Raw genomic sequence first — 23424 nt, forward strand, 5'->3', positions numbered from 1 at the left:
TGTCGCCTGCGCCCGGGCCTTCATTCAGGAACGGCCCAGGCTTCGACGCCCTCGAAGGTCAGCTTCACCGCGCTGGCTTCGCCGCCCGCTTCATTGAGCGTGCGGATCAAACCGAAGCGCTTCTCTGGATCGGTCAGCAGCATGATGAAGCCACCGCCGCCCGCACCCGATACCTTGCCTGCCCAGGCCCCGGCCTGCATCGCGACGTCGAGCAAACGTTCGACATTGGAATTGCTGACCGAGGAGGCCGTTTCCTTTTTCGAAAGCCAGGACTGGCGTAGAACATCCGCCGTGCTGCGCACCCGTCCGGCGAGCAGGAGCGACTTCATCTCGGTGGCATGCGCCTTGATCGCGTGCATTGCGTGGATGGTGGCGTCGTCCAGCTGTTTAAGGCCGCCGACCTGCTGCTTGATGATATCCGCCGATTCCCGCGACTGGCCACTGAAACAGATGACGAGCGAGGATTCGAACTCATTGAGATAGGAGGTGCGCAGGCGCAAAGGATTGACGATGACGCCGACGCCCCCTTTTAGGAACTCAATGAAGTTGAAGCCGCCGAAGGAAGCCGCATATTGATCCTGCTTTCCGCCCATCAGGCCCAGTTGGACGCGTTCGATCTCGAACGCGAGTAGGGCGATGTCGTAGGGTCCCAGCGGCAACTGCATCGCGACGACGAATGCTTCGATCAGGGCGACGGTCAAGGCGGAAGAGGCGCCTAGCCCCGATCCGGCGGGCACGTCGATCGTGGTCGTGATCGTCAGCGGCACCGCCCTGCCGGCATTATGATGCAGCATCATGTGCCGATAGACGGCGCGATGCAGCAACAGCCCGTCACGAATGTCGAAATCGAGATTGCAGGGCAGCATTTCTTCCCGGCCAAGATCATCCGCCTTGAATTGAATCATTTCATCGTCGCGGGCGCTCAGATGCGCATAGGCATAGCGGTCGATCGTCGCGTTGAGCACCACGCCGCCATGATCGTCACAATAAGGCGCAAGATCGGTGCCGCCACCGCCCAACCCGAGGCGCAGAGGCGCGCGCGACCGGACATTGGAGTGCCGCCAGGCCGAAACGGGCCGGGCTTCAGGCTGCATGGCGCTCATATTGGTCCTTCTCAAATGCCAGAACGTCCGCGATGGTCTGGCGAATATCAATGGTGGGCGCCCAGCCGGTATCCCGTTTGATCTTGGCGATGTCCCCGAAGATGATGGGTTCGTCGGACGGGCGCAAAAGGGCGGGATCGACTTCAGCCGGGAAGCGCTGCCCCGCCGCTTCGAAATACATTTCCAGCACTTCGGAAATGCGGAATGCCTTCTCGGCGCAGATATTATAGACATCGCCTGCAGTGCCGCGACGGGCCAAGGCTATTAGCGCACGCACCATGTCGCGCACATCGATGATCGCGCGCTGCGTTTCCAGATTGCCATGCCGGACCGGGGTGCCCTCCTTCATGGCCTTCACGATTGCCCGACCGAAATCGGACACCACGTCGTTGCGCTTGCGAGGACCGGTGCAGTTGAAGATCCGGGCTCGAACGCAGCGAAGCCCATGATTGTAGAAATATTGAAAGGCCAGCAGGTCCTGGCCCACCTTGCTGACTCCATAGGGATGGAGCGGCAGAAGAGGGGCATCTTCCGTCACCGGCACGCGATCAGGCGTCAGACTTGCGCCATATTCGGCGGACGAGCAGGCGACCACCGTCATCGGATCATATCCGGCATCCTCGACCCGGATTTCCTTGATCGCCTCGAAGATGTTGATCGTACCTTCGATATTGGTTCGCGCAGTTCGCCAGGGATCGGTCCAGGACACGGTCGGCAGGCTCTGGGCGGCGAGATGATAGATTTCACTCGGACGATGTTGCCGGATGAAATCACGTACGGCCTCCCGGCCGCAGACGTCGAGCGGCGTGAAGGAGATGGCCGGATCGACGGTGTCCATGTTGATGGTCGGCTCGAAGAAGGTGGGCAGTACCTCCCTACCCTCCGCGCGCAGCACCTCCGCAAGATGCGAGCCCATCATGCCACCGGCGCCCGTTATCATAGCAGTCAAACTCGTCTCCATGGATCAATTGATTAGCCGCGCGAACATGTCCTTGAGCGCCTTGCTGGAATAATTTTCCTTGATGAACTGAAGCCCGGCGTGCGTGCGGCGCGTGGCTTCGTCGCGGTCCTGTAACCCTTCGGTGATCGCGCGTGCCAGTTCCGCCGGACTGTCGCCCAGGAACAAGGCTCGATCGCCGACATCGATGCCCTGGGCGCCGATCGACGTCGTCGCCATGGGCACGCCGCTCGCCATCGCCTCGATCACCTTACCCTTCACCCCCGCGCCGTACCGGAGCGGCGCCACCGCCAGCCCGGCTGCGGCATAGAGCTGTTCAAGATGGTCGTCCGAAACATAGCCCAAAACATTCACTCCTGCGCCAGCCAGTGCCAGCACTTCGGATGGCGGCTTGGAGCCGGCGATATCCAACGTGACGTCAGGGAACCGCTGCCGGACGATCGGCAAGACCTCTTTGACGAACCAGATGATTCCTTCACGATTGGGATAATGGTTGAAGCCGCCGACGAACAACAGCCGCGCATCATGGTTCCGCGCGATCCGGGGGAGGTCCACCTCGGCCTGAGCGACCTGCGCCTCCGTATAGACGAAGACCGGATTGTTCAGGAATATGCGGTCACCACCGATATCCTCTTGGATCTGCGCCACTTCGGCGGGATCGGGATAGAAGATGACGTCGCATTTGCGGCAGACCGCCCATTCCAGTTCACGGGTGCGAGCGATCTCTTCCTCGCTGCCTTCACCGTTGAGCTCCATATTCGCCTGCATTCGGCGATAATGGAGATCATGGCCATAATAGAGGATGCGGGCGGAACTGTGGGCGCGGATCGCGTCCAGATAATTGATCGCGACATGCGGTCGGCTGAGGAACACGGCATCGTAAAGATCCGCTCGCTCTCGCATGAAATCGGCGAACCGCTCGTGGAAACGGCGACCCCAGATGACCTCGACACCCATTTCCTCAAGCATGGGCGTGTAATGCGGATCGCGCCAGAGATTGTCCGGCCAGAAAGTCACGCAATAACCCATATCCAGGAAGGACTGGATATATTGGTAGATGGTCCGCGATCCCGCATCCTGATCCCACTGCGGGATATAATGATCGATCAGCAAAACATGTTTTTTATAGCGGGACCGGTCGCGCGCCCGAAACACATTCTGGGCGTTGGGATAATGGTCGGCGCGCAGAGTCGGTCCCCAGCGCTCCAGCAGCTTGGCGTTGTTGGCGACCTGATAGGCTTTGATGCCGGATGTCACGTCGCGGCCGTGGCTGCGGCCCTCATGATGCACCACTTCGGAGAAGGGCTGGTAGAGGGTGCGATAGCCCGCCTCGCGAATGCGGAAGGCGATGTCCGAATCCTCGCAATAGGCCGGCGTGTAGCGCGGGTCGAAACCGCCCAGTTCCTCCCACAGCGATCGCGGGATCGCGATCGAGGCGCCCGAACAATAATCGACGTCCTTGAGATAGTTGAACTCCGGCGCACGCGCATCCTGGTTGCGACCGAAATTCCAGGCTGAACCGTCTTTCCAGAAGATTCCGCCCGCTTCCTGCAACGTGCCGTCCCAGTTGATCAGCTTCGATCCGGTGAACCCGACCTTTTCGAACTGGTCGAACGGTCGCAGCAGCGCATCGAGCCAGTCCGGCAGAACTAGCGTGTCATTGTTGAGCAGCACGATCTTGTCGCCGCGCGCCTGCTTCGCCGCCGCGTTGCAATTGCCCAGGAAGCCCAGATTATGGGGCTGGCGCACATAGCGCACGGCGCCACCGATGGCGGGAATGAGCTCCGCCGTCGCGTCATTCGATCCGTCGTCGGCGACGATGATCTCGAAGCTCTGCTCGCCCGCCGTTTCCAGCGCCGTCGTGATGCACAGCAGCGTGTCGAGGATATTGTTGTAGACCGGCACTATGATCGACGCGTCGATCCCGCCTGTCTGGCCGGCGGCTCGGGCGGCGGCCAGCGCCCGCACCCTTGCCAGAATTGCGTTACAGGATGGCGAACCTGGAAATTCGTTATGCCGCTCCTGATAACTGTGCATGACAGAGCAGAGATACAGGTAGAGGTCGATCACCTCCTCGCCATGCCCGTCGATGATCACGTCGCGCAGCGTTTGCGGGAGCCAGTAATCGTCCAGCCGTTCGGGCGGCCAGGGTGCGGGCGTCCCATCGGTGGGGATCACCGACCGTGGCGGCTCTGCCCTTGCCGGTTCTTCCCCGACCGAAGCCACTTCCGCGCGCAGGAGATAGTCCATCATCGACCAGCCGCGCGCTTCTGCGGGCAGCGTCGCCGCCAGATGCTCGATCGCCCGAATCGGCACCTCCCGCTGCTCATGTCGCCCATGGGCGACATAATGAGTCAGGGGCTCCATGCCCTCGCGATCGACGTCGAGATAGCGGTCGAGATAGGCGCGCGGGTCGAACACAGGATTCGGCCACCGCCCTTCACGCCAGCCAAAGGCCAGATAATGTTCGAGCGGATTGACGCCCGTTTCCAGAACGTCAGGATTTTGCGCCAGATACCAGTCGTTGGCGAAGAAGGGATGCGGATCGCGCCCTTCCCGCCAGCCATGTTCCAGATAATGCCATAGGGGATTGATGCCCGCCTTCGCGACGTCGGGATTGCGGTCGAGATAGAAACCCGCGTCGAACAGCGGATGCGGGTCGATCCGGTGCAGGGCCGCCTCGTCCAAGTAGGTTTTCCAGGTGACGTCCGCACGGTCGGCATGATGCGCGGCGATCCAGCCTGCGTCGAACAGCGCCGTACCCGGCGCCGCCGCACGCCGTTTCTGGAACATCCGGCGGTGCCAGCTTTTGGGTGAGCCGGGCCGCATAGGCGGTGAGGCGGCCGGCGCCAATTTGCCGACCACCAACCCGTGGGCACCGTCAAGATGATCGAGAACCTTCTGGTGCACCTGCGCGAAACGACGCCGCCCTTCGGAAACCCGGGGACCGGTGCGGGTGGCCGGCGTCGCGGCCATGTCTCCGGCAGGCGCGGAGGATGACTGCACGGCCCTCTCCAGCCGCTCCCGGGCTGCTCTGACCTCAGCGACTTCCGCCTGCAGGGCGCTGACCTTCAATTGGAGCGAGACCTGTTGCGCCCGGTAGCCCGCAAGTTCAATTTCGGCAGTGGCCAGCGCCTGCGCCTTTTGTTCCCACGTCGCCTGATGCGCGCGCAGTTCCGCCATCCCGGCCTGCGCCGTGGCGAGGGCTGCATCCTTCTCGGCGAGGCGAGATTGCAAGGCAGCGAGCCGCGCCATCTGCGCCTTTTGCGTCACGATCCTCTCGTTGAGCGAGAACATCGCCTCGATCATCTCCATTGGATCGGACGCGACGTCGCCGCCGGTCAATCGAGACAGGAGCCGCGCCAGGGTGCTAAGGGACTGTATGGTGTCCTTGCGCAATATGGCATTCTCCGCCGCCAGACGCGCCACCTGCTCATCCGCCACGTGCGATACCGGACCGCTTACGGCGGGTTCCATCGCGCCCCGATCCGGAACGAAGACCGATGAGGGAAAGGAGGGTGCGTCAATAACGCCGCTGGAGCATGTCGCGACGAGACTGGTGGGGGCAGGAAGGTCGATCTCGCCATTAACGACTGCGGGCGCTCCGCCGCCGGCCAAGGCCCCGACATAGATTTTGGCGGCCGCCTGGTTGAGCTTGCTCGACCGTCCCTCCAGATCGAAACTGACGGAAACTTGCGCCATGCGGGTCGCCGAAAGCTGGACATTCGGGAAATGCCCCTCCAGCATTTTCTTGAAAGATGCCGCGATTGCAGGCGTCAGGACGCCACCCGGGCCATCATCGTTAGTGGCGACGAGCAGGAGGCCCTGCTCGGTCAACACCCGCCGGGCCTGAACGATCAATGGTTCGGCGTCGCCCATTTCGATGCCGTCGAGCACCACCACGTCGAACGAACCATTCTGGAACGGCAGATCCCTTCCATCTGCCACGCTGTAGCGAAGATTGTCCGCGCCATAACGCGAACGGGCTTCGCGGATGGCGGCCGCATCGCTGTCGATAGCGATGACTTCCCGCGCCGTTTCGGCCAGAAGCGCCGCCCCCGCCCCGTCACCGGTGAATATTTCCAGAACCCGCTTGTCCGAAACATGATCGCGGTACAGCGCGTGACGGTGAAGGCGTCCGGCCTCGTTCACTCCCTGCCGCTCCGTCATCGTGAAGCGTTGCAACTCTTCACCCATCTTCACTCATCCATCACTGTTGCAATCCGCAGCTGAGCCCGCAGGCGCTCAGTTCGACGGAGGGGTTGCCGATATAGGCCATCTACTGAAAGCGGAATTGGAATTTGACGTCAATCCAGAAGGATTGCCGTTCTCCCCCCTCCCGACTGTAACGCCCCCGGCAATCCTGTCAGGATGAACACACAGGCACCAACGACCGCCATTATTTTCCGATACCCCATCCCTATAGAATTCCAAGCGAAAGGTCATCCATCGGGAAAACTTATCTCGGAAACGAAAAAACTTGCCTTCTATCGATACTGCGCATGAACTTGGCAAGACATGGATCAAGGAAAGTGAGGACAACGGACGCCCGTATTTGGCATTTCCTGCTCACGGCATCGGCTTGCCCTGGTTCGAGAGGGAGGCGCGACGCGCTCTAGCCTGCCTCTACCCGGGCGCGCGCCGCCCTCTCACCGAGTTCGAACAGGGCGTCGAGAATCGCAGCGGCATCGGCAGATACATCGCGGTCGATCAGGCGAGCGAGCAAACGGGCAATCGTCACCGACTGCCGCTCGGCATTGCCCTTCACATGCTCTAGTTCGTCCATCAGTCGGGCAATCGTCGGAGCGCCCGTACTCGGCGCTTCGGCGCGCAGGGCGGCGATGAGATCAATCTGCTCGTCGAGCAGCAACTTCACAGCCTCCAACTCTTCCCTGAGGCGCGCTGCCTCCTCGTCCGCCGGTTCGTCTTGCGGCTGGACCGGCGCCAGCGCATTGGCGGGGGGAGGCACATGTATCGCTACAGGCCGCCTCTCTTCCTCCAGCAGATGTTCCAGGTCGATGGACGCCTGATGGCCTAGGATCATCCGCCCCTGGTGGCTGTCCCCCAGCAATTCGCGGGGCAGACTTGCGAAAGCCTGCAGCTCTCCTTCGACGAAGCGGTGCAGGTTCATCGTCACCGCTGGCGTATCAAACTGGGTTTCAGGCTTGAAGCTGTAACTTGCTTCGTAACGCACGCCCAGATGGGCGGCGATTTCAGGATAGACAGGATAGATAGCGGAAAGGCCGAGATGGTTGGCGAGCAGGTCCGGACCGCCCGCCCAGCCGGACAACTTCACGCCATGCCCCGCGGCGAGATGAGCGGCGATCTTGCGGCAATAAGTCCATATCAGCGCCGATGTCGGGTGATTGACGGACATGAACAACGGCACGTCCCGCATCATGGCCTCGATCAGCGGCGCCACCGCTACGTCATGGCGCGCATCCCGCCGGTGCAACTCGGCTATGGAGCGGTCATGGGCACTGAAAAAATCGAGCTTTTCATAAATGCCTGCGGAAAACATCCGCATGATCATGTCGGCGGGGTAGCCGCGCAGATAGCCCGTCAAGGCGACCAAGCTGTGATAATCTCCCAACGGCCCCGCCAGCCTGCTGGCCATGCCGCCGATATAGGTGAGATCAGGATGCAGGCCGGTGTAGAAGATGTTGGAAATGAGCGTGACGGACTTTCCCAGGAAAGTCTGCCTTATATTGTCCAGCGACAAGGGCCCGTAATCGTCCGAAAGGCCAACCGAAATAATGTGATCATACTGGGTCTGCGCAGTCTCAACAAAACGGCCGATGTCGCCTTCTCGGTCCTGACCGAAGAGATGAACCGACAAATTATCGAACCGCAGATCCTGGCATAACAGGCTAAGCGTATGCTTGAGGGGCTGCGATTGACAGTTGCCGATAACAACGGCGCGCGGTTCCGAGATGCCTTCCACCTTCACTCCCCAAAAATGACGGACCCGGCCACCTCCAAGGCTGCCGGGCCGTTCACAAACCCTTATCAAACATGGACCGGGGTGGCGTCCATCCTGGCCTTTTGCATCGCGATGGTTTCGTTCAGCGCGAACAGCGCCTCTATGATGGCGATGGAACTGGCGGCGACATCCTCTCCCGTCAACCGGGTCAGCAGGCGCGCAGTGGTCGACAATTGCTGGTCGGAGTCGCGTCGCGCTTCGGCGAGCTGGTCCCGCAGGCTTGCGCTTTCCGCCGATTTTCTGTCGGCAAGCGCCTCGATCGTCGCCATTTCCTCACGCAATTGCCGCAGGTCTTCCGCCAGTGCCTGCTCGCTGTCGGAGCAAAGCGCCACTTGCTCGCGCAGCGCCTCGACCTCGCGGCCGAGCGCGGCCACCTGCGCCTCGAAAATATTTTTCTGTTCGTCCGCGCCCGCCGCTCGTTGACGCAGCGGCTCGACCTCCGCCTTCATCGCGGCAACCTGAGCCCGAAGAACTTCGTCCTCCTCGTGCAGTTGCGATGCCCATGCCATGATCTTCTCATGCTCTATCCACAGGTCATCGGCCTTCGAGAAGAAGAGCGAGGAGGGATATTTGCTCCTGGGGATCGGCGCGTCCGAGCAGATGGCGAGAATATATTCCGGGTCTTCCAGCACCACGTCCCTGTTGTCCACCTGAGGACGACCGGACAGGCCCATGTCGCTGCCATAGATTTTGGCGACGCCCTTGCCGGACGCATGTGCCTTGTCATCCAGGCCGAAGGCCATGGACACCAGAGCCATCCGGGTCCCGGTCAGTTGCACATGCGCGAACTGCGCCTGCAGCTCGCGCCCGAATTCGGCCAGATTCACCTCCGAAATATGAAAGACATTGGGTGTCCGGAAGCGGTTGTAGACAGGCTTGTTGGGGGTGGAGACCAGCAAGGCCCCGTCGGTCGCCAACACCCTTTTGGCTTCGCGGATCAATGCCTCATGATCCGCGACATGCTCGATCATCTCGTTGGCGACGACGATGTCAAATGTGCCATCCGCGAAAGGCAGGGCAAAACAGTCGGCGATCTGGTAGGTCAGGTTAGGCAGGGAAAAACGGGATTGGGCAATCCCGACCGCCTCCGCGCTGATATCGATACCCACCACCTCGGCCGCGGACGAAGCGAGGATCGCCGAACCATATCCGGTTCCGCAGGCGATATCGAGGACGCGCTTTCCTCTTACCTGATCCTGGCAGATGGCATAGCGGTGCAGATGCTCATAGGCGATCCGGCCCCGCTGCTCGCCCGGATCAAAACGTTCCAGTTCCTCAACCATGCTTCACTTTCCCGTGGATCATCTGCGATGATCGCGTTCCTCTCATTGACGCTCGGCCATGGGGTGCATGACCCAGCGCCCCGCCCCTTTAGATCGCGTGTCGGCCTTATAATGCCTCGTCCTCTGGCGATTGCCACCCCCCCGAGCCGCATCAGCCATAATTGAAGGGCAAAGCCTCTACGAAATCGTGATATTCGGCCGGCGTACCGCTGAAGCGGATATCCTCCCCCGCGATCTGGCGGTAGCCGATCTTGCGCCCCTTTTTGATCAGCTGATTGTACAAGGGGGCGATATAGCGCTCCTTGCCGGGCAGATGATCGACGGCGACGCCCTTGATCTCCTCGAAGGCGTCCAGGAACAGACCCGCTTCCCGAAAATGATAAAGGCCGGTGGAACAGAGATGAGAGATGCGCCGCTTCTCTGTCACTTCACAGGCGAAGCCCTGCTCCTGCGCCTCATCGAAGGGACGAACGAAGGACCAATGATCGCCTTCGGCCTGAAAGACGTCCAGATAGCCGTCCACCGACGGGTCGAAGGCGAAATCGGGCTGCCAAAAGGTCCGATACATGGTGTCGATGTTGAAGATCGTGATCGGCTCTTTCCGGGCGACGTTCGCGATCGCGAGACCTTGCGCGACCGTCGCCGCCTGGCCGTCGGTGGGTGCCGGAAGTCCCGCCAGCCTCACATTGTCCGCAGGCAGGCCGCGCCGCTCGCATCCTTCAAGGATGAAGGACGGATCGAGGATGTCGGCAAGGTAGATGAACAGGAAGGGCGTGCTCTCATAATAGGCGCTGAAGCCGCTGATCGAATGTTCGAACAAGGACCGGTCGCCTGCCGGAAGCATATATTTCGGCTGCGTGAAGCCCGCCGCGGTGAACCGGCTGCTCAGACCGGCCATGGGGAACAGAAACATGGCTAAGCCTCCAATTTCAGGAACAGGCGGGCGGCATTGGCCAGGAAGCCTTCCTGCCTGCCCGGATTATCAGCATGGAGCGGCAGCATCGACAGGAACAGCTGGACGAGGATGGCGATGATCACGCGCGGGGAGTGGCGGTCCATCAGCTTTGCATGGTCGAAAGCCGTGACGATGTCGCGCCACCGTTTATCCGACAGCGCGCCCATGTCCAGTGACAGATGGCCCTTGTCGCACCGGCCCTTCACCCGGCCGGCGATGATCATGTCATAGCCGCCGATCACGGAATGGGCGAGCTTGGCGACGTCATAGCGCGGATCGCCATAAATGCTTTTGGCGCCGTCAGGCGCTAGACCACGCGGGTCGATCAGCTTGATGGAGCGGCTGCGGAAATCGTAGAAGATATTAGAGAAACAGAAATCACCATGAATGATGCCGGGGGCGGGTGGCGGCGCCGCTTCGATGATGCCGCCCGATATCCGGGCCATGTCGAGCATGGAGGGCAAGTCGCGCCCATCATAGCATAGGAGTTCGTCGATCGGATGAGGCGCGGCGCCAGCGAACATGCGCAGCCGCCTTTCCGTCTTGCTCTGATAATAGCCGGAGAGATCCACGGCATCGCTGCCTGGCGGCGATAGAGCGCTCGCATCCACCAGAAAGCGTCCGCACGCGTCGAAAATCTGCGTCCAGGCGTAGACATTGAGATGCCCGAAAACGGCGAGGTTGGCCAGCGTTGCTAGATAGGTGTTAGCTGTCCTGTACCCCGTCCCTCGCTCGGTCGATATCCGGCCAAGGAAAGGCGCGGTATAGCCGCGTAGGGCATAGGGGATGGTTTCCAGCCAGTTCGCCTCGGCGTCCATCTTGTGATGATCGTCGCTCAGCTTTTCCACCCAATTGGCGGAAATGGAGATCTGGTTGAAGGACCGCTGGGTGGTGATGAGACCGCAAGAGGTGTAATAGGTCTGGACATGGCCGAAGTCATACCATTGGCCGTCCTGCGCCGCAGTCAACGGCCTTTCGCGGTCATAGGCGACCAGCGCCGAAAGGAACCGGTTATTTTCCAGGGCGATGCTGCGCAAGAGCAGGGGGATGTCGGAAAAGGAGAACAGGCCGGAGACAACCATTCGCCCTTCGCCCGCCTCCATCGGGTCGCCGCCGATCGGCGCCGCCGCCCAAGACTGGTGATCATAGGCCGCATGCATCGAATAGGCGTCGGCCGGCAGCGCGCTGTCCTCGATCAGGGTATCGCCATAGAGGACGACGAGGCGCCCATCATAGGCTCCGATAATGTTGGCGCACAGGGACAGCGCCGCGCCGATGCTGAGCCCCGGATTGGTTCGGATGATCTGGACGCCGAGGTCCGCCAGCGCCGCCTCGTCCGCCTCGGGCACGGCGTAGCCGTCTGGAAGCGAGATATAGATGTGGTCCCCATAGCGACGCAGCAATTCGACCTGCCGCATGTAGAGGCGCCGGTTGCCGAGCGGCAGGAAGCTGGGCGGGATATTGCCGAACTCCGCCGCCAGCCCCTCGTTGACGAACTGCCCGGACGCGATGAGCGCAACCGTCATTGGGGCGCGTCCACGCCGACCAGCTCGTAGATCTGCTCCAGCGTCAGACGCTTGAACTCGTCGGGCCTGATTGCCTTGTCATCGACATAGAAGCCCTCATGTTCGCACCAGGGCTTACCGACATGAATTTCATCATAGGGAATGTTGTTGCGGTCGAGCCATTCGATGATTCCCGGGAGGGTCACCGCGTTGATCTTTCCCAGATTGCCCGCATAGGTGCGCATGTTGCGAGCCGTGTAGATGGCGATGGTGAAGCCTTGGGCTCGATAGTGGCGCAACCTATCAACCAGTTCATGATCATAGTCGCTTTCGCCATAGCCCTGCCCTTCGCGCGGCTGAGTGATGGTGCGGTCTAGGTCGATAACAATTTTCACTGCGGCTCCGTGTAGCGAATGTGGGGGCGCGCGTTCGCCCCGGCCCATGTTGAGGTAAGCAGTGCGTCAGATCGGGAGGAAGAACAACCCGCTCCGGATCAGAGGCTGAGATCAAGGTGAGCCTGATGCTCCAATATCTCGATCCCCTGGTGACTGCGAGAGAGCTCCTCGAACGATATGCTACGGAACGCCGCAATCTCGGCGTCGACAAACTCATGCAGGTCCAGTGTTATCACCGGCGTGTCATGGAAGGTGTCCGGCTTGAAGCTGTAGGATGTGGGATAGGTGACGCCGAGATAGGCCCCGATTTCCGGATAGACCGGAAAGACCGATGCATTGCCGAGATGGTTGACCATCTGGTCCGGTCCGCCGGCCCAGTGCGACAGCCGCACGCCGTGGTGATCAGCCAGATGCATGGCGATCTTCTGACCATAGGCCCAGATCAGGTGCGAGGTCGGATGATTGACCGACATGAAGAGCGGCCGGTCACGCACCATCGCCTCGATCAGCGGCACCGCCGTTACATCGTGCCGCTCCTCCCGGCTGCCCAGCTCGGCAATCGAGCGGGCATGCGCCTGGAAAAAGCCAAGCCTGTCGTAGATCGACGCAGTATACATCTGCCGGATGGTCTCGACCGCGTAGCCGCGCAGGAAGCCCGTCAACGCGACGCGAGAATGATAGTCGCCCAGCGGACCGGGCAGACGCTGCGACATGCCGCCGATATAGACGATGTCCGGATGAAGCCCGGTATAATAAAGGTTGGAAATCAGGGTCACCGCCTTGCCGGCGAAGGTTTCGCGGATGCAGTCAACCGCCAGCGGACCCCATTCGTCCGACAGGCCGACCGAAACGATGATGTCATATTGCGCCCGCGCCCGGGCAACGAACTCGGTGATTTCCCGCTCGCGGTCAGGTCCCATTAAGTGAACCGACAGATTGTCGAAAAGCACGCCCTTGCAGAGCAGGCTGAGCGTATGCTTGAGCGGCTGCGCCTGACAGTTGCTGATGACGACAGCGCGCGGCGGCAATCCCTCACTCACCACAATTTCCTTTCCTTCGCGCAGGGGGGGACCGCGACGGCCTGTCCCTCGCGTCTTTTTGATCCATCTTTTCGCCCGTCGCCAGGACATCAGCGATGCTCGCCCATATTGTTAAACGGCTGATCGGCTGTCTTGAAGAAGCGGTGCGCCCGTTTTGCGACATTTTCTTCGTCATCCGGCACGGCTGACCGCCCAAGGACAATCAGACGCGCTGCGGCGAATATGGGCCTGCACCTCTGCGGCGGCAGGATGGCGATAGCCATCGAACGGATAGCCCTGCCGGGTATAATGAAGATTATAGCCTGGATCCTGAAAGAGCGCCTGGCCCCACCGCCGGTGCAAAGCTTCCAGTTCACCGCAATCCCAGGCGACCATGTCCCTCGTCAGATCGGCGCCGCGCGAAATCGATTCATGGTGGATGAGCGTGATGCGTGGATCGTAAAGCACGATGTCACCGGCCTCCCGCGCGCGCAGACACATGTCGATATCATTATAGGCAATGATGAAATTTGCCTCGTCAAAGCCGCCCAAGCGATCGAAGAGAGTGCGCGGCATGGCCATGAAGGCGCCCGTTACGGCCGAGCAGGCACGCACGCGCTTCCAACGCGCCAGGGGACCACATGCGTCATTGCTCTGCCAGCGCGCCTCATGTTCCGGACCCCCTTCATTGACGCCCATGACGACCCCGGCATGCTGGATTCCGCCTTGGGGGTAGAAGAGCAGCGCGCCGACCACGCCTGCCGGCTGCGATCCGACAAGGTCGGTCCGCACGAACGAATCCCACTGATCGGAGAGCATTTCCGTGTCGTCGTTGAGAAAGAGCAGCAATTCCGCGCTGCTTTCCCGCACTGCGACATTATTGGCGCGTGACCAGTTGAACGGCTCGTCGAAATTGAGAACGGTGGTGGATGGATCCTGCTTAAGCTTTGCGAGCAGCGCGTGGGTCTCCGCCTTGGCGCTGCGGTTGCTGACGATGACGATATCCAGCAGGTCCGGCCGGGCCGCCTTGTCGATCAAGCTGCGGACGCACACCGACAGCAAGGCGGCATTGTCGCGCGTGGGAATGATGACCGCGATCCGCGCCTCCCCGCCTTTGGCGTCTGCATCGCTGAATGGGGTGGCGGTCGGCCCGGGCGGGGATGCGTCCGCAAGCCGTGACGCCAGGATTTGCGGAATATGCGCGACCGGTCGGGACGACATGCGTGCAAGCAGTTGTACGGGATCTACCTTGCCATCGACGTCCGATCGCCGGACCAGCAGCGCTGCCGGCCGCACCTCTTCATCCGCGAACCAATAGCGGTCATAGACCGGCTGGAGCACCGGGTCATGATAAATCGGGCCATATTTCCAGTCGAGCGTAACATGATCATGGTCGCAATAAGCAGCGACACAGGCGGTATCGCTCGCCGTCCAGGCGAACCAGTCGAGTGCGTCGGGCGCAAGGATCGCTCCCGCCTCGACCAGCAGCAGCCAGTCCGTCGGTTCTTCCCGGTCCTCATCCGTGAAACGGATCCGGGGGTCCACATGGCAGAGGCTGCCGACCGGATGCTCCCTGAGCGTTTGCGGCGCGTCGATCCGGGCCCGCCATTCGCCGTGCGTCTGCCTGAGGAGGCTTTGGACAGTCGCTCGCAATTGCACAGGTGTCGCCGCAGCGGCATCGATGAGGACAGTGAAGTCGATGCCGGCCGCCGCCTCCGGCGCAGGCACCCAATGCAGTCGGCGAAAATGCGCATAATCCTGCAGAGGAAAGAGGGAAGCCTGGGTGAAATCTCTCTGCCAGTCCCGCGTCTCACGCAGCGAAATCGCAAGCCCCGCCAGCGCGTCGGCCATCGCCAGTCGACCATGAGTCGGTTCGGGCTGCTCACTGCGCCCGCCATAGAGCAGAAGTTCGTTGCGCGCCGTTAGCGCAGTGGGATCCAGGCGCAGCGCTTGGGTGAAGGCATCCATCGCCGAAGAGCGGGCGCCCTGCGCCTTCCAGGCGATGCCCAGCCCCACCCAGGCGCCGACCAGGTCAGGTTTCAAAGCGATGGCCTTATGATAGGCGCCGCAAGCCTCCGCCGACCGGTTCGCCCGCCTCAGCGCATGTCCATATTGGACCCAGACGCGTGCAATGAACGGCAGATTATCGACAACACGATGCCAGGCATCGGCCGCGATCTGCCAATCGGCGCGGCTCAGCGTGCGCTTGGCGCGTCGCGAGGCACGCAGCGCGCGACCGATCGAGAAAATACCGATCATGCGCAAACCGACCGAAGCGCCGCCATCAGATCAGACATAGCCCGCGACCTCATTATAATGGTCGTACGCCAGATCGATATCGTCGAACACGGTGAGCTTGCCCGCGGAGATGACGCCGATCTTTGAGCAGTGCGCGCGGATATAATGAGCGTCATGCGAAACGATGATGATCGACCGGTCCGCCCGCTTCTCGAACAGTTCAATGTGGCATTTTTCATGAAACCGCTGGTCGCCGACCGCGATGACCTCATCGATCAGAAAGCAGTCGAACTCCACCACCATCGAGATCGCGAAAGCCAGTCGAGCGCGCATGCCCGAGGAATAGCTCTTGATCGGCTCGTTCAGATAGCGGCCCAGTTCGGAGAAAGCCTGAACATAATCGATCTTGTCGCGATAATCGACATTGTAGATGCGGCAGATGAACCGCAGATTGTCCAGCCCGGTAAGGGTGCTTTGAAAAGCACCGCCAAAGGCCAGGGGCCAAGACACCGTCATATCGCGCCGGATGAACCCCGAGCTTGGCTGCTCCACCCCCCCCAGCAGTCGGATCATAGTGGACTTCCCCGCGCCATTGCGGCCCAGAATGCCAACCTTCTCGCCTCTCTCGACGCGAAGATTCGCCTTTTCGAGGACGGTCGTCTTCCCCTGCGCAGTCGGATAGACCTTGGAAACGTCAATCAATTCTATCACTGGGGGATAACCTTCCTCGCCACCACCCGCACCTGCATCAACCCAAATGCCGTCAGAAATAAATTGATCACGAACATATAGGTAAGGTCATGGATCGCATGCACCTTCGACCCAAAAAAGCCCTCGCGCATATATTCCGAGGCGTGCACCATTGGAAAGGTCAACACGACGTCCTGTAGCGCCTTGGGCATGGCGCTGACGAGCGCGGCGGCCCCGGAAAAGGGGAAAATGAGATAGGCCGTGGGGTGCCAGAGCTTTTCGATGAGTTCGCTCTGCTCGCTCAATGTTCCGATAAGAATGCCGAAAGCCGCTCCAAACCAGGCCAGCATCAGCCAGCCTATGATCACCTTGAACACATCCTCCGGGAGGTCCATCCAGCCGAGAAAACTAAACAGCAGGGTCAGGATCACGAAAGAGCTGGTCGCCCCCATCACCTCCAATGCGATGCGGGCGAGATAGATATCGATAACCCGCACATTGCGGTGATACATAAGCGAGGCGTTGGGCTCAATCGCCATGACGCAGCGGTTTGGGACGTTACGCCATACCAGAACGCCGGAATAACCTGTGACCGCAAAGGCTACGATCGGGAGGTTGCTGCCATGGCCCATGCCGGTAGCCGTCCAGATCGCCGTCACCCCCAGCGTGAAGAGCATCGGCTCGACGAACAGCCAGAGGAAACCAATATTATGCCGCCCGAAGCGGGTGAGCGCTTCGCGCATGAGCAGCGCGAAAACCACCCGCTTTTGGATCCCGACAGACCGGGCCAAGTCGCCCGCGCCTCGGCGCGTGAAGGCCTCCATTACTGGCGATGCTCCCTTACGCCGGCAATAAGCATGGAAAAGACGGCATAGAAGACCAGCCCTAATGCCAACGTCGCGAAGATACCCTTAATCCGCTTGGGTTCGACCGCCTTGTCGGGCTTGTTGGGCTGAACGATCCGTTCCAAGTAAATTTGCTGCCGGCGCGCTTCATTCTTCGCATCCTGCAAGGACGCCATGGCAGCGGCCATTTGTTTGCCTGCGAACTCATTCTCGATTGAAACACGCTCATAACCGACCGCAGTTCCGGCAAGCGAACTGGAATTGCCGGCGATCTTGCCGGTCTCTTCCTGGATCTGCCGCCGTATGCTGCGCACCCGCTCGCGTGCGACCGCTACCTGCGGATTGTCGGGCGTGAACTGCTGCAACTGCTCGAGCTGCGTTTCATTGGCGATCAGTTCGTCCTGCAGCTTAGAAATCAACTGGATCTGAACGGTTGCCTGACGTTCCGGATCGACCACGCCGCGATTGTTGCGATAGCGGGACAAGGCTGCTGCTGCCTGGGCGGCCTGTGTCTTGGCCTCATCGACTTCGCGCTCGGCATAACGCACGAGATCATTACGGCTGCGTTCATTGAGCTTATTGACCAGTTGCTCGCCAAGATCGAGCAGACGAGCGTTAAGACGATAGGCATCCTCGGGCGTGTAAGCCTTGACCCGCAACACCGTGACCGCTTTGGCCGTGTCGTAGGAGGCCGATATATGCTTCTTGTAATAACGGAACAGCTCCTCTTTTGAGCCATCCCCCAGCACGCCTTGGAACCTATCAAAAGGATCGATAAAATCACGGGTATAGGCTTTCGTCAGGAAGCCATCGCGGTTCAACCCACCCACTGCATCGCGCGAGTTCATAAACTCTTCCACGACGTAAATCTCGTCGCCGGCAGAGGGATGACCCGCACTTGAAAACAAGGCGGAAAGACCCGTCGAAACTTCTTTCTTGGGTGTCCTGACAACAAAAGAAGATTCGGTAACATACACATCAGTGGCAAGAAAACCGAAATAGATAATCGACAGGATCGTCGGAACTATCACAAGAGCAATAAAAGACGGCTTCAACTTCCGCACTTTTCGAACCACCTCGTGATTGGCCCAGGATTCGTTGAATTGATTCTGGATGTGTAACATATGCCTGCTTTTCGCTTGCTGACTCCATAGCGCGTCCATGCATGACATTTGCGCGCAGACAGAGGTTTTCCCATTCGCCATGATCCAAAACCCACGAAAAGTCCATGACCCTCAACCATGACGATGCGAAATCGGGAGGTAGTGTGCGGCAGGTTCTGCAAAATCCATTGAGGATCTGAACGGCCATGTAGAGGCTGATGATGTTCAACGTCACCAACTCCAATGGAGTCCCACCATGACCAGGAGCGAGAATAAGCCATCGATAGCCGCCGAGGAGCGCGGGAAAGCCGCGTGCAGGGCGAAGGGAAGCAGGGAGGCGGTAGACTTGCAAGACGGCGGAGTGATCTGTGGACATGGATCATCAGGCCGATGCGGCTTGGGTACTCTGCGTTCAGCGCAAACTTTACCAGTGGAGCAAGGAGAATCCCGACGATCAATGGCGGGACATGTGGGGTAGATGAGCGACCTCGCGCACTTCGCCATGCTTGGCTGCGGGTGACCGAGCAACATCTGCTCGGTTGGACCCCGGTGTGTCGCTATCGCCTTGGCTGGATGCGGAAGCCTGACTTCACCGTGTCTTCTGGAGAGCCGGATACGTGACGAATGACGCACCTCCGGTTCGGCGAGAGGCGATACGAAACCTACGGCCGCAAGGAGGTAAGGCGCGTGTCGCCAACTCCACCGACCTACATTAAGGTGCGGCAAGCTGGGCGAATCGTCTCGGTGGCGGTCACCATCGCGGTCGGCGTCAACAGCGATGGTCGCCGCGAGGTATTGGGCATGGCGATTGGCGCGTCGGAGGCTGAAACCTTTTGGACCGACTTCCTGCGCAATCTGGCGCGGCGAGGCCTGCGCGGCGTGAAGCTTGTCATCTCTGACGCGCATGAAGGCATCAAGGCAGCCGTCTCTCGCGTGTTGAACGCGACCTGGCAGCGCTGCCGCGTGCATTTTGCCCGCAACGCCACTGCTCATGCCGGGCGGAGCCGGAACCGGGTGGTCTCCGCGCTGACCGCCACCGCTTACGCCCAGGACACCACCGAGGCCGCCAAGCTCCAGTGGCGCAAGGTGGCCGATCAACTCCGGCCTGCTGTGCCCAAGCTGGCCAAACTGATGGACGACGCCGAGCAGGACGTGCTGGCCTACATGTCCTTTCCACCCCAGCGCCGCACGAAGTTGCACTCGACCAATCCGCTCGCGCGCCTTAACGGCGAAATCAAGCGGCGAACCGAGGTGATCGGCATCTTCCCCAACGAGGATGCCATCACCCGCCTCGTGGGAGCTATCCTGCTGGAACAGAACGACGAATGGGCGGTCCAGCGAGCCCGCTACATGAAACTGGAAAGCGTCGCCCAAATCGGCGATGATCCGTTAGTCACGCTGCCTCCCCTGGCTGCGTGATCAACCCGGTTCTAGCCCGAGATCGCTATGACTATGCCTGCGAACCTACACCATGCGGTGGGACGATCGCCTTCAGCAGCGATGTTGTAGAGGAACCGTCCCTGTGCCTCCCGGTTTCGTGGATCGGCAAGCTAACAGAAGACAGGCCGACTGGACTGCAGGAGAGCTGTCGGTGACCTAGCTGGAACGCGCGTGCAAACCGTTCGTTGGGGTCAGCGCGCCTGAGACTGTTGGAGCGGGTAGCGGGGATCGAACCCGCATCACAAGCTTGGAAGGCTAGTGCTCTACCATTGAGCTATACCCGCCCGTCAGGAGGAAGCGCCCTGCCAGTTTTACACGGCAGTCGTCAATCCCCAAAGCATCAAGCCTCCGCCCGAATCTTTCTGCAATGCCTTGCTATTCAAATCCCGTTTCTTCGTTATCCGACGTCAGAGCGTGTCGCTGGGCGAGACCCCTCCGGAGCAAGTGGCTCACACCAACTGAGACGCCCGAGGATCGAACTCCGCAAGTCCAGCATTCTAGCCAGGTCGGCCGCATTAGCCAGTCGCCATCCTGCTACATCTTTCTGGTCTTCAGTTACGGATGCGAGGGTCCATTTTTGCCACCTCGGCCAATCACCTTCCTTGTCGACGTTTGAGACAAAAGCCTCTAAGCCCGACGCATGGGGGAAGCGTCAGCCTTGGCTCAAGTGTCAGAGCCGTCAAGCAACCCTGTTTCACCCCCTTATTCGGGCCGCAGATGGTGTGTCCCAGCTGCACCGCTGGGATGGATCTGGACCATTCTGATTACCTGGTTGGGTTGCAGTCAGCTGCTGCTCTGGCGGTTCCTCGATATTGCGCCCGGCTGGGCGTACATTGGGGGGGGCATGGTCGTTGCCGGGCTTTGCTTCTTCGCCGTCCGGATGACCAAAGACTGTCGTGCTATTGGCCTTGGCACCTTGCTAACCTGCTTTCTGGTTGCGCTAAGTTTGCTGGTGCTCAGCGGCGAGGGCCGGTTCTTCTATGCCAATGTGGATTGGCAGGTGCGCTTTGCCGTTCTGCGCGACATGGGCATCAATCCCTGGCCGTTCGTCTACACGGCTCGGCCTGACCCTGACCTACTGCGCGCTCCGATCGGCATGTTCCTTGTGCCGGCGCTGGTTTTCAAGGCCGTTGGGCCGCGCGCGGCGGATGTCGCCCTGCTCCTTCAGAATGCGACCCTCGTGGCTCTCTTATTGGCCCTCGGAAGTCAGCTTTTCGGCAACCGTCGCTCACGCCTGGTTGGCCTCACGATTTTCATCCTCTTCTCCGGCATGGATGCAATCGGCGACCTGCTCATGCAGGGGATGCTCACCGGGCACATGGAAGATTGGGCCGAGATCCAATATTCCTCGACCATCACCCTGCTGTTCTGGGTGCCGCAGCACGCGATTGCCGGCTGGGTCGGCGCGGTCGGCTACATGCTGTGGCGGGAGGGTCGCCTCCCTCTTGCGCCATGGCTGGCGCTGCTGCCGTTGACCGCGCTCTGGTCCCCTCTCGGGCTGATGGGAGCCATGCCCTTCGTTGCCCTGGCAGGGGTGAAGACGCTGGCCGCGCGTGGGCTTCGCCTGCGCGATTTCCTGGTTCCCGCCGCTTCGTTTCTCCTCTGCCTACCCTCGCTCGTCTTTCTGGGTGCTGCATCGGATGATGTGGGCTTTCATTTCCAGCCAATCCCTTTTGTCCAATGGCTGCTGTTCCAGTCCTTTGAAACACTACCCTATCTGATACCCCTGGCGATCGCTGGCCGATCGACCCGGTTCGGGCGGGACAGCCTTTGGCTGGTCTTCGCCTGGCTGATGCTCATCCCTTTTATCCAGATTGGCTGGTCGACAGACTTCATGATGCGCGGTTCGATCACGGCGCTGGCCCTGCTCGCGGTGATGGTCAGCGATCATGTAACGCAAAGGGGGGAGAGGCGACGCTGGCTCATGGCGGTGCTTGCCATCGGCAGCCTCACCGGCCTTGCCGAGATCCGTCGTGCACTGGTCTATCCAGCAGCGCCGCAAGTGCGCTGCAGCTTCTTCAAGGCATGGGACCAGACCTTCGCGGCCTTCCCCAAAGGATCCTATCTGGCTCCTGTGGAAAAAGTACCGGCGCTCGTCCGACCCAAAAATCCGGCTCATGCGCCATCAAGCGAACCGGGCCGCTGCTGGGACGGGCCTTGGGATCTGCCTTATGATCCCCGCAATGCCCCGTCAGGCCGAGAGGACAGCGTAAAGTGACAGACCCATGGGGAAGGGAATACGGCCAAGCAAGTGCCGCTCTGCCGCGAATACCCGCTGAAGCGCGGCGTTGACAAGTGGCGAAGGATGCGCGTCGAGCGGCGTGTCACGGCGCAACAACTGATGGGCGAAGCGCTGCGCCACCGCGAGCGGGAAGAGCAAGCTGTTGAAATAGCCTGACACCTCGACCTTCAATCCTGCTGCGTGGACCACTTCCAGCAGGGCATCATGGCTATAGCGGCGCTTGTGGTGATGCAGCACGTCATGGTCCGACCACAGCCAAGGCGCAGCCGGAACGGTCAGCAGCAGCCGGCCATTGGATGCCAGCCGCGCCCCCAAGGCGCGCAACGATGCTTCATCCTCATCAACATGCTCCAGCACATCGAGCAGGGCGATCAGATCATAACGCCTCTCGCCAAAGCCGATCGCGTCGGGCAAAGCCCCCGCCTCCACCCGGCATAGATCGCGTGCCATAGCCACAGCACGAGCATCGGCATCATATTCCATAGCGTCAAGCGCGCCATATTGCGCGAGCAGGGCGAGGTTGCCTCCGGTGCCACAGCCCGCTTCCAGGATATGGGGGTTGGAAGGCAGCGGAATATGGGTGCGGACCAGGCTGTCGATGATGGCGCGGCGAGCGACGAACCACCAGTGATCCTGCTCCTGCGCGCTCATGCTCGCATAGGCTGAGCGGTCCATTTTTCTTCCTCCGGATGGGGCTGGATGACGGGCAGCGGGGCCGCCTCGCTTTCCTCAGCCACGACATAAAGTGGCCTGTTGCGCACTTCTTGCGCAACGCGGCCCAGATATTCGCCGATGATGCCAAGGCTCATCAGGTTGAGGCCACCCAGCATCAGGACGGCGACCATGATCGAGGCATAGCCTGGCGTATCCACCCCGGTCAGGAGCGTATGCAGTACCAGGAACGCCGCGTAGCCAAAGGCCATTAGCGCGATGCTTCCCCCCACATAGGACCAGATGCGCAGCGGCATAGTCGTCGAGGCGGTGATGCCGTCAACGGCGAGCGACCAGAGCTTGCTGACGCGCCACTTGCTGCTTCCGACCTCACGAGGCGCACGCTCATAATCGATGGTGGCGACGCGGAAACCCACCCAGGAGAAGAGGCCTTTGGTGAAGCGTGCCTGCTCGCCGAGTTGCTTGATCACATCGACCGCCTGGCGATCGAGCAGCCGGAAATCGCCGACATTCTCAGGGATGGGATGATCGGAAAGGCGGTTGATGAGGCGATAGAAGCCCTGCGCGCTCCAACGCTTGAACCAGTCGTCGCTCGACCGGTCGGCGCGCCGCGCATTTACCACCTTCGCCCCCGCCAGCCAGTGGCGCACCATGTCGACAATGGCTTCTGGCGGGTCCTGAAGATCAACGTCGATCGGGATGACAGCGTCACCCCTCGCCCGATCGATACCCGCGGCCAGCGCTGCCTCCTTGCCGAAATTGCGCGAAAGGGTGACGTGACGGACGTCGGGGTTCAAACGAGCAAGGATCGTCAATATGTCGCCAGTCCGGTCCGTGCTGCCGTCATTAACGAAGAGAAATTCAGCGCGCGCTTCTGGGCCGATCAGGTCGAGCGCCGTCGCAACCGCAGGACGGGCAGCGTCCAGGAATAGCGAGATACTCTCCTGTTCGTTGAAGACCGGAACGATGATCGACAGCAAGATGCGCATGGGT

The 23424-nt window shown here is 60.7% G+C and carries 16 protein-coding genes, 1 tRNA gene and 1 pseudogene; 2 read left to right on the forward strand and 16 right to left on the reverse strand.

The features are described from left to right. Window positions 1–20: 20 nt before the first annotated feature. The 13 genes from ACZ5Y5_RS09225 to ACZ5Y5_RS09285 form a co-directional block, all read right to left on the reverse strand. The gene (locus ACZ5Y5_RS09225) at window positions 21–1103 is read right to left on the reverse strand and encodes a GHMP family kinase ATP-binding protein (RefSeq protein WP_464808354.1); all 1083 of its coding nucleotides are present in this window, start codon (window positions 1101–1103) and stop codon (window positions 21–23) included. After that, window positions 1084–2043 (reverse strand): GDP-mannose 4,6-dehydratase, encoded by a 960-nt coding sequence (locus tag ACZ5Y5_RS09230; RefSeq protein ID WP_464810509.1) that lies wholly within the window; start codon window positions 2041–2043, stop codon window positions 1084–1086. Before ACZ5Y5_RS09230 ends, ACZ5Y5_RS09225 begins: the two co-directional genes overlap by 20 nt. A 24-nt stretch (window positions 2044–2067) precedes the next feature. Continuing rightward, window positions 2068–6258, reverse strand: a complete 4191-nt coding sequence (locus tag ACZ5Y5_RS09235) for a glycosyltransferase (RefSeq protein ID WP_464810510.1) — start codon at window positions 6256–6258, stop codon at window positions 2068–2070. Window positions 6259–6676: 418 nt separating this feature from the next. Further along, window positions 6677–8011, reverse strand: a complete 1335-nt coding sequence (locus ACZ5Y5_RS09240; RefSeq protein WP_464808355.1) for a WcbI family polysaccharide biosynthesis putative acetyltransferase — start codon at window positions 8009–8011, stop codon at window positions 6677–6679. 59 nt (window positions 8012–8070) lie between these two features. Beyond that, a complete protein-coding gene (locus ACZ5Y5_RS09245) occupies window positions 8071–9327 on the reverse strand; it encodes a class I SAM-dependent methyltransferase (protein ID WP_464808356.1) in 1257 nt (418 codons plus the stop codon). 151 nt (window positions 9328–9478) lie between these two features. Then, the gene (locus tag ACZ5Y5_RS09250) at window positions 9479–10240 is read right to left on the reverse strand and encodes a glycosyltransferase family protein (protein ID WP_464808357.1); all 762 of its coding nucleotides are present in this window, start codon (window positions 10238–10240) and stop codon (window positions 9479–9481) included. A 2-nt stretch (window positions 10241–10242) separates the two neighbouring features. Further along, entirely contained in the window at window positions 10243–11808 is a 1566-nt protein-coding gene (locus ACZ5Y5_RS09255; protein ID WP_464808358.1) for a hypothetical protein, read from the reverse strand. Further along, on the reverse strand, window positions 11805–12182 hold the full coding sequence (locus ACZ5Y5_RS09260; protein ID WP_464808359.1) for an HAD family hydrolase: 378 nt from the start codon (window positions 12180–12182) through the stop codon (window positions 11805–11807). The genes ACZ5Y5_RS09255 and ACZ5Y5_RS09260 overlap by 4 nt, the downstream gene beginning before the upstream one ends. 98 nt (window positions 12183–12280) lie before the next feature. Continuing rightward, window positions 12281–13222, reverse strand: a complete 942-nt coding sequence (locus tag ACZ5Y5_RS09265) for a WcbI family polysaccharide biosynthesis putative acetyltransferase (protein WP_464808360.1) — start codon at window positions 13220–13222, stop codon at window positions 12281–12283. Window positions 13223–13393: 171 nt separating this feature from the next. Beyond that, complete coding sequence (locus ACZ5Y5_RS09270; RefSeq protein WP_464808361.1) at window positions 13394–15460, reverse strand: glycosyltransferase; 2067 nt, start codon at window positions 15458–15460, stop codon at window positions 13394–13396. Window positions 15461–15490: 30 nt separating this feature from the next. Continuing rightward, complete coding sequence (locus ACZ5Y5_RS09275; RefSeq protein WP_464808362.1) at window positions 15491–16150, reverse strand: ABC transporter ATP-binding protein; 660 nt, start codon at window positions 16148–16150, stop codon at window positions 15491–15493. After that, window positions 16147–16953, reverse strand: a complete 807-nt coding sequence (locus ACZ5Y5_RS09280) for an ABC transporter permease (RefSeq protein ID WP_464808363.1) — start codon at window positions 16951–16953, stop codon at window positions 16147–16149. The genes ACZ5Y5_RS09275 and ACZ5Y5_RS09280 overlap by 4 nt, the downstream gene beginning before the upstream one ends. Continuing rightward, window positions 16953–18137: a KpsE/RkpR family capsule polysaccharide export protein gene (locus ACZ5Y5_RS09285; protein ID WP_464808364.1), complete on the reverse strand. Its 1185-nt coding sequence runs from the start codon at window positions 18135–18137 to the stop codon at window positions 16953–16955. The genes ACZ5Y5_RS09280 and ACZ5Y5_RS09285 overlap by 1 nt, the downstream gene beginning before the upstream one ends. A gap of 645 nt (window positions 18138–18782) precedes the next feature. On the opposite strand from ACZ5Y5_RS09285, the pseudogene ACZ5Y5_RS09290 reads away from it, so the two are divergent. Next, window positions 18783–19496, forward strand: a pseudogene (locus ACZ5Y5_RS09290) (IS256 family transposase); the annotation flags it as partial. 231 nt (window positions 19497–19727) lie between these two features. On the opposite strand, the gene ACZ5Y5_RS09295 reads toward ACZ5Y5_RS09290, so the two are convergent. Continuing rightward, window positions 19728–19801 (reverse strand) — tRNA-Gly (locus tag ACZ5Y5_RS09295). 596 nt (window positions 19802–20397) lie between these two features. Here ACZ5Y5_RS09295 and ACZ5Y5_RS09300 point away from each other — a divergent pair. Next, entirely contained in the window at window positions 20398–21735 is a 1338-nt protein-coding gene (locus ACZ5Y5_RS09300) for a hypothetical protein (protein ID WP_464808365.1), read from the forward strand. Here ACZ5Y5_RS09300 and ACZ5Y5_RS09305 read toward each other — a convergent pair. Then, window positions 21709–22434, reverse strand: a complete 726-nt coding sequence (locus ACZ5Y5_RS09305) for a class I SAM-dependent methyltransferase (RefSeq protein WP_464808366.1) — start codon at window positions 22432–22434, stop codon at window positions 21709–21711. The two genes, ACZ5Y5_RS09300 and ACZ5Y5_RS09305, sit on opposite strands and share 27 nt — an antisense overlap. Next, on the reverse strand, window positions 22407–23420 hold the full coding sequence (locus tag ACZ5Y5_RS09310; protein ID WP_464808367.1) for a glycosyltransferase family 2 protein: 1014 nt from the start codon (window positions 23418–23420) through the stop codon (window positions 22407–22409). Before ACZ5Y5_RS09310 ends, ACZ5Y5_RS09305 begins: the two co-directional genes overlap by 28 nt. Between the last annotated feature and the right edge of the window lie 4 nt (window positions 23421–23424).

The sequence above is a fragment of the Sphingobium sp. TomTYG65 genome (genome assembly GCF_055395525.1).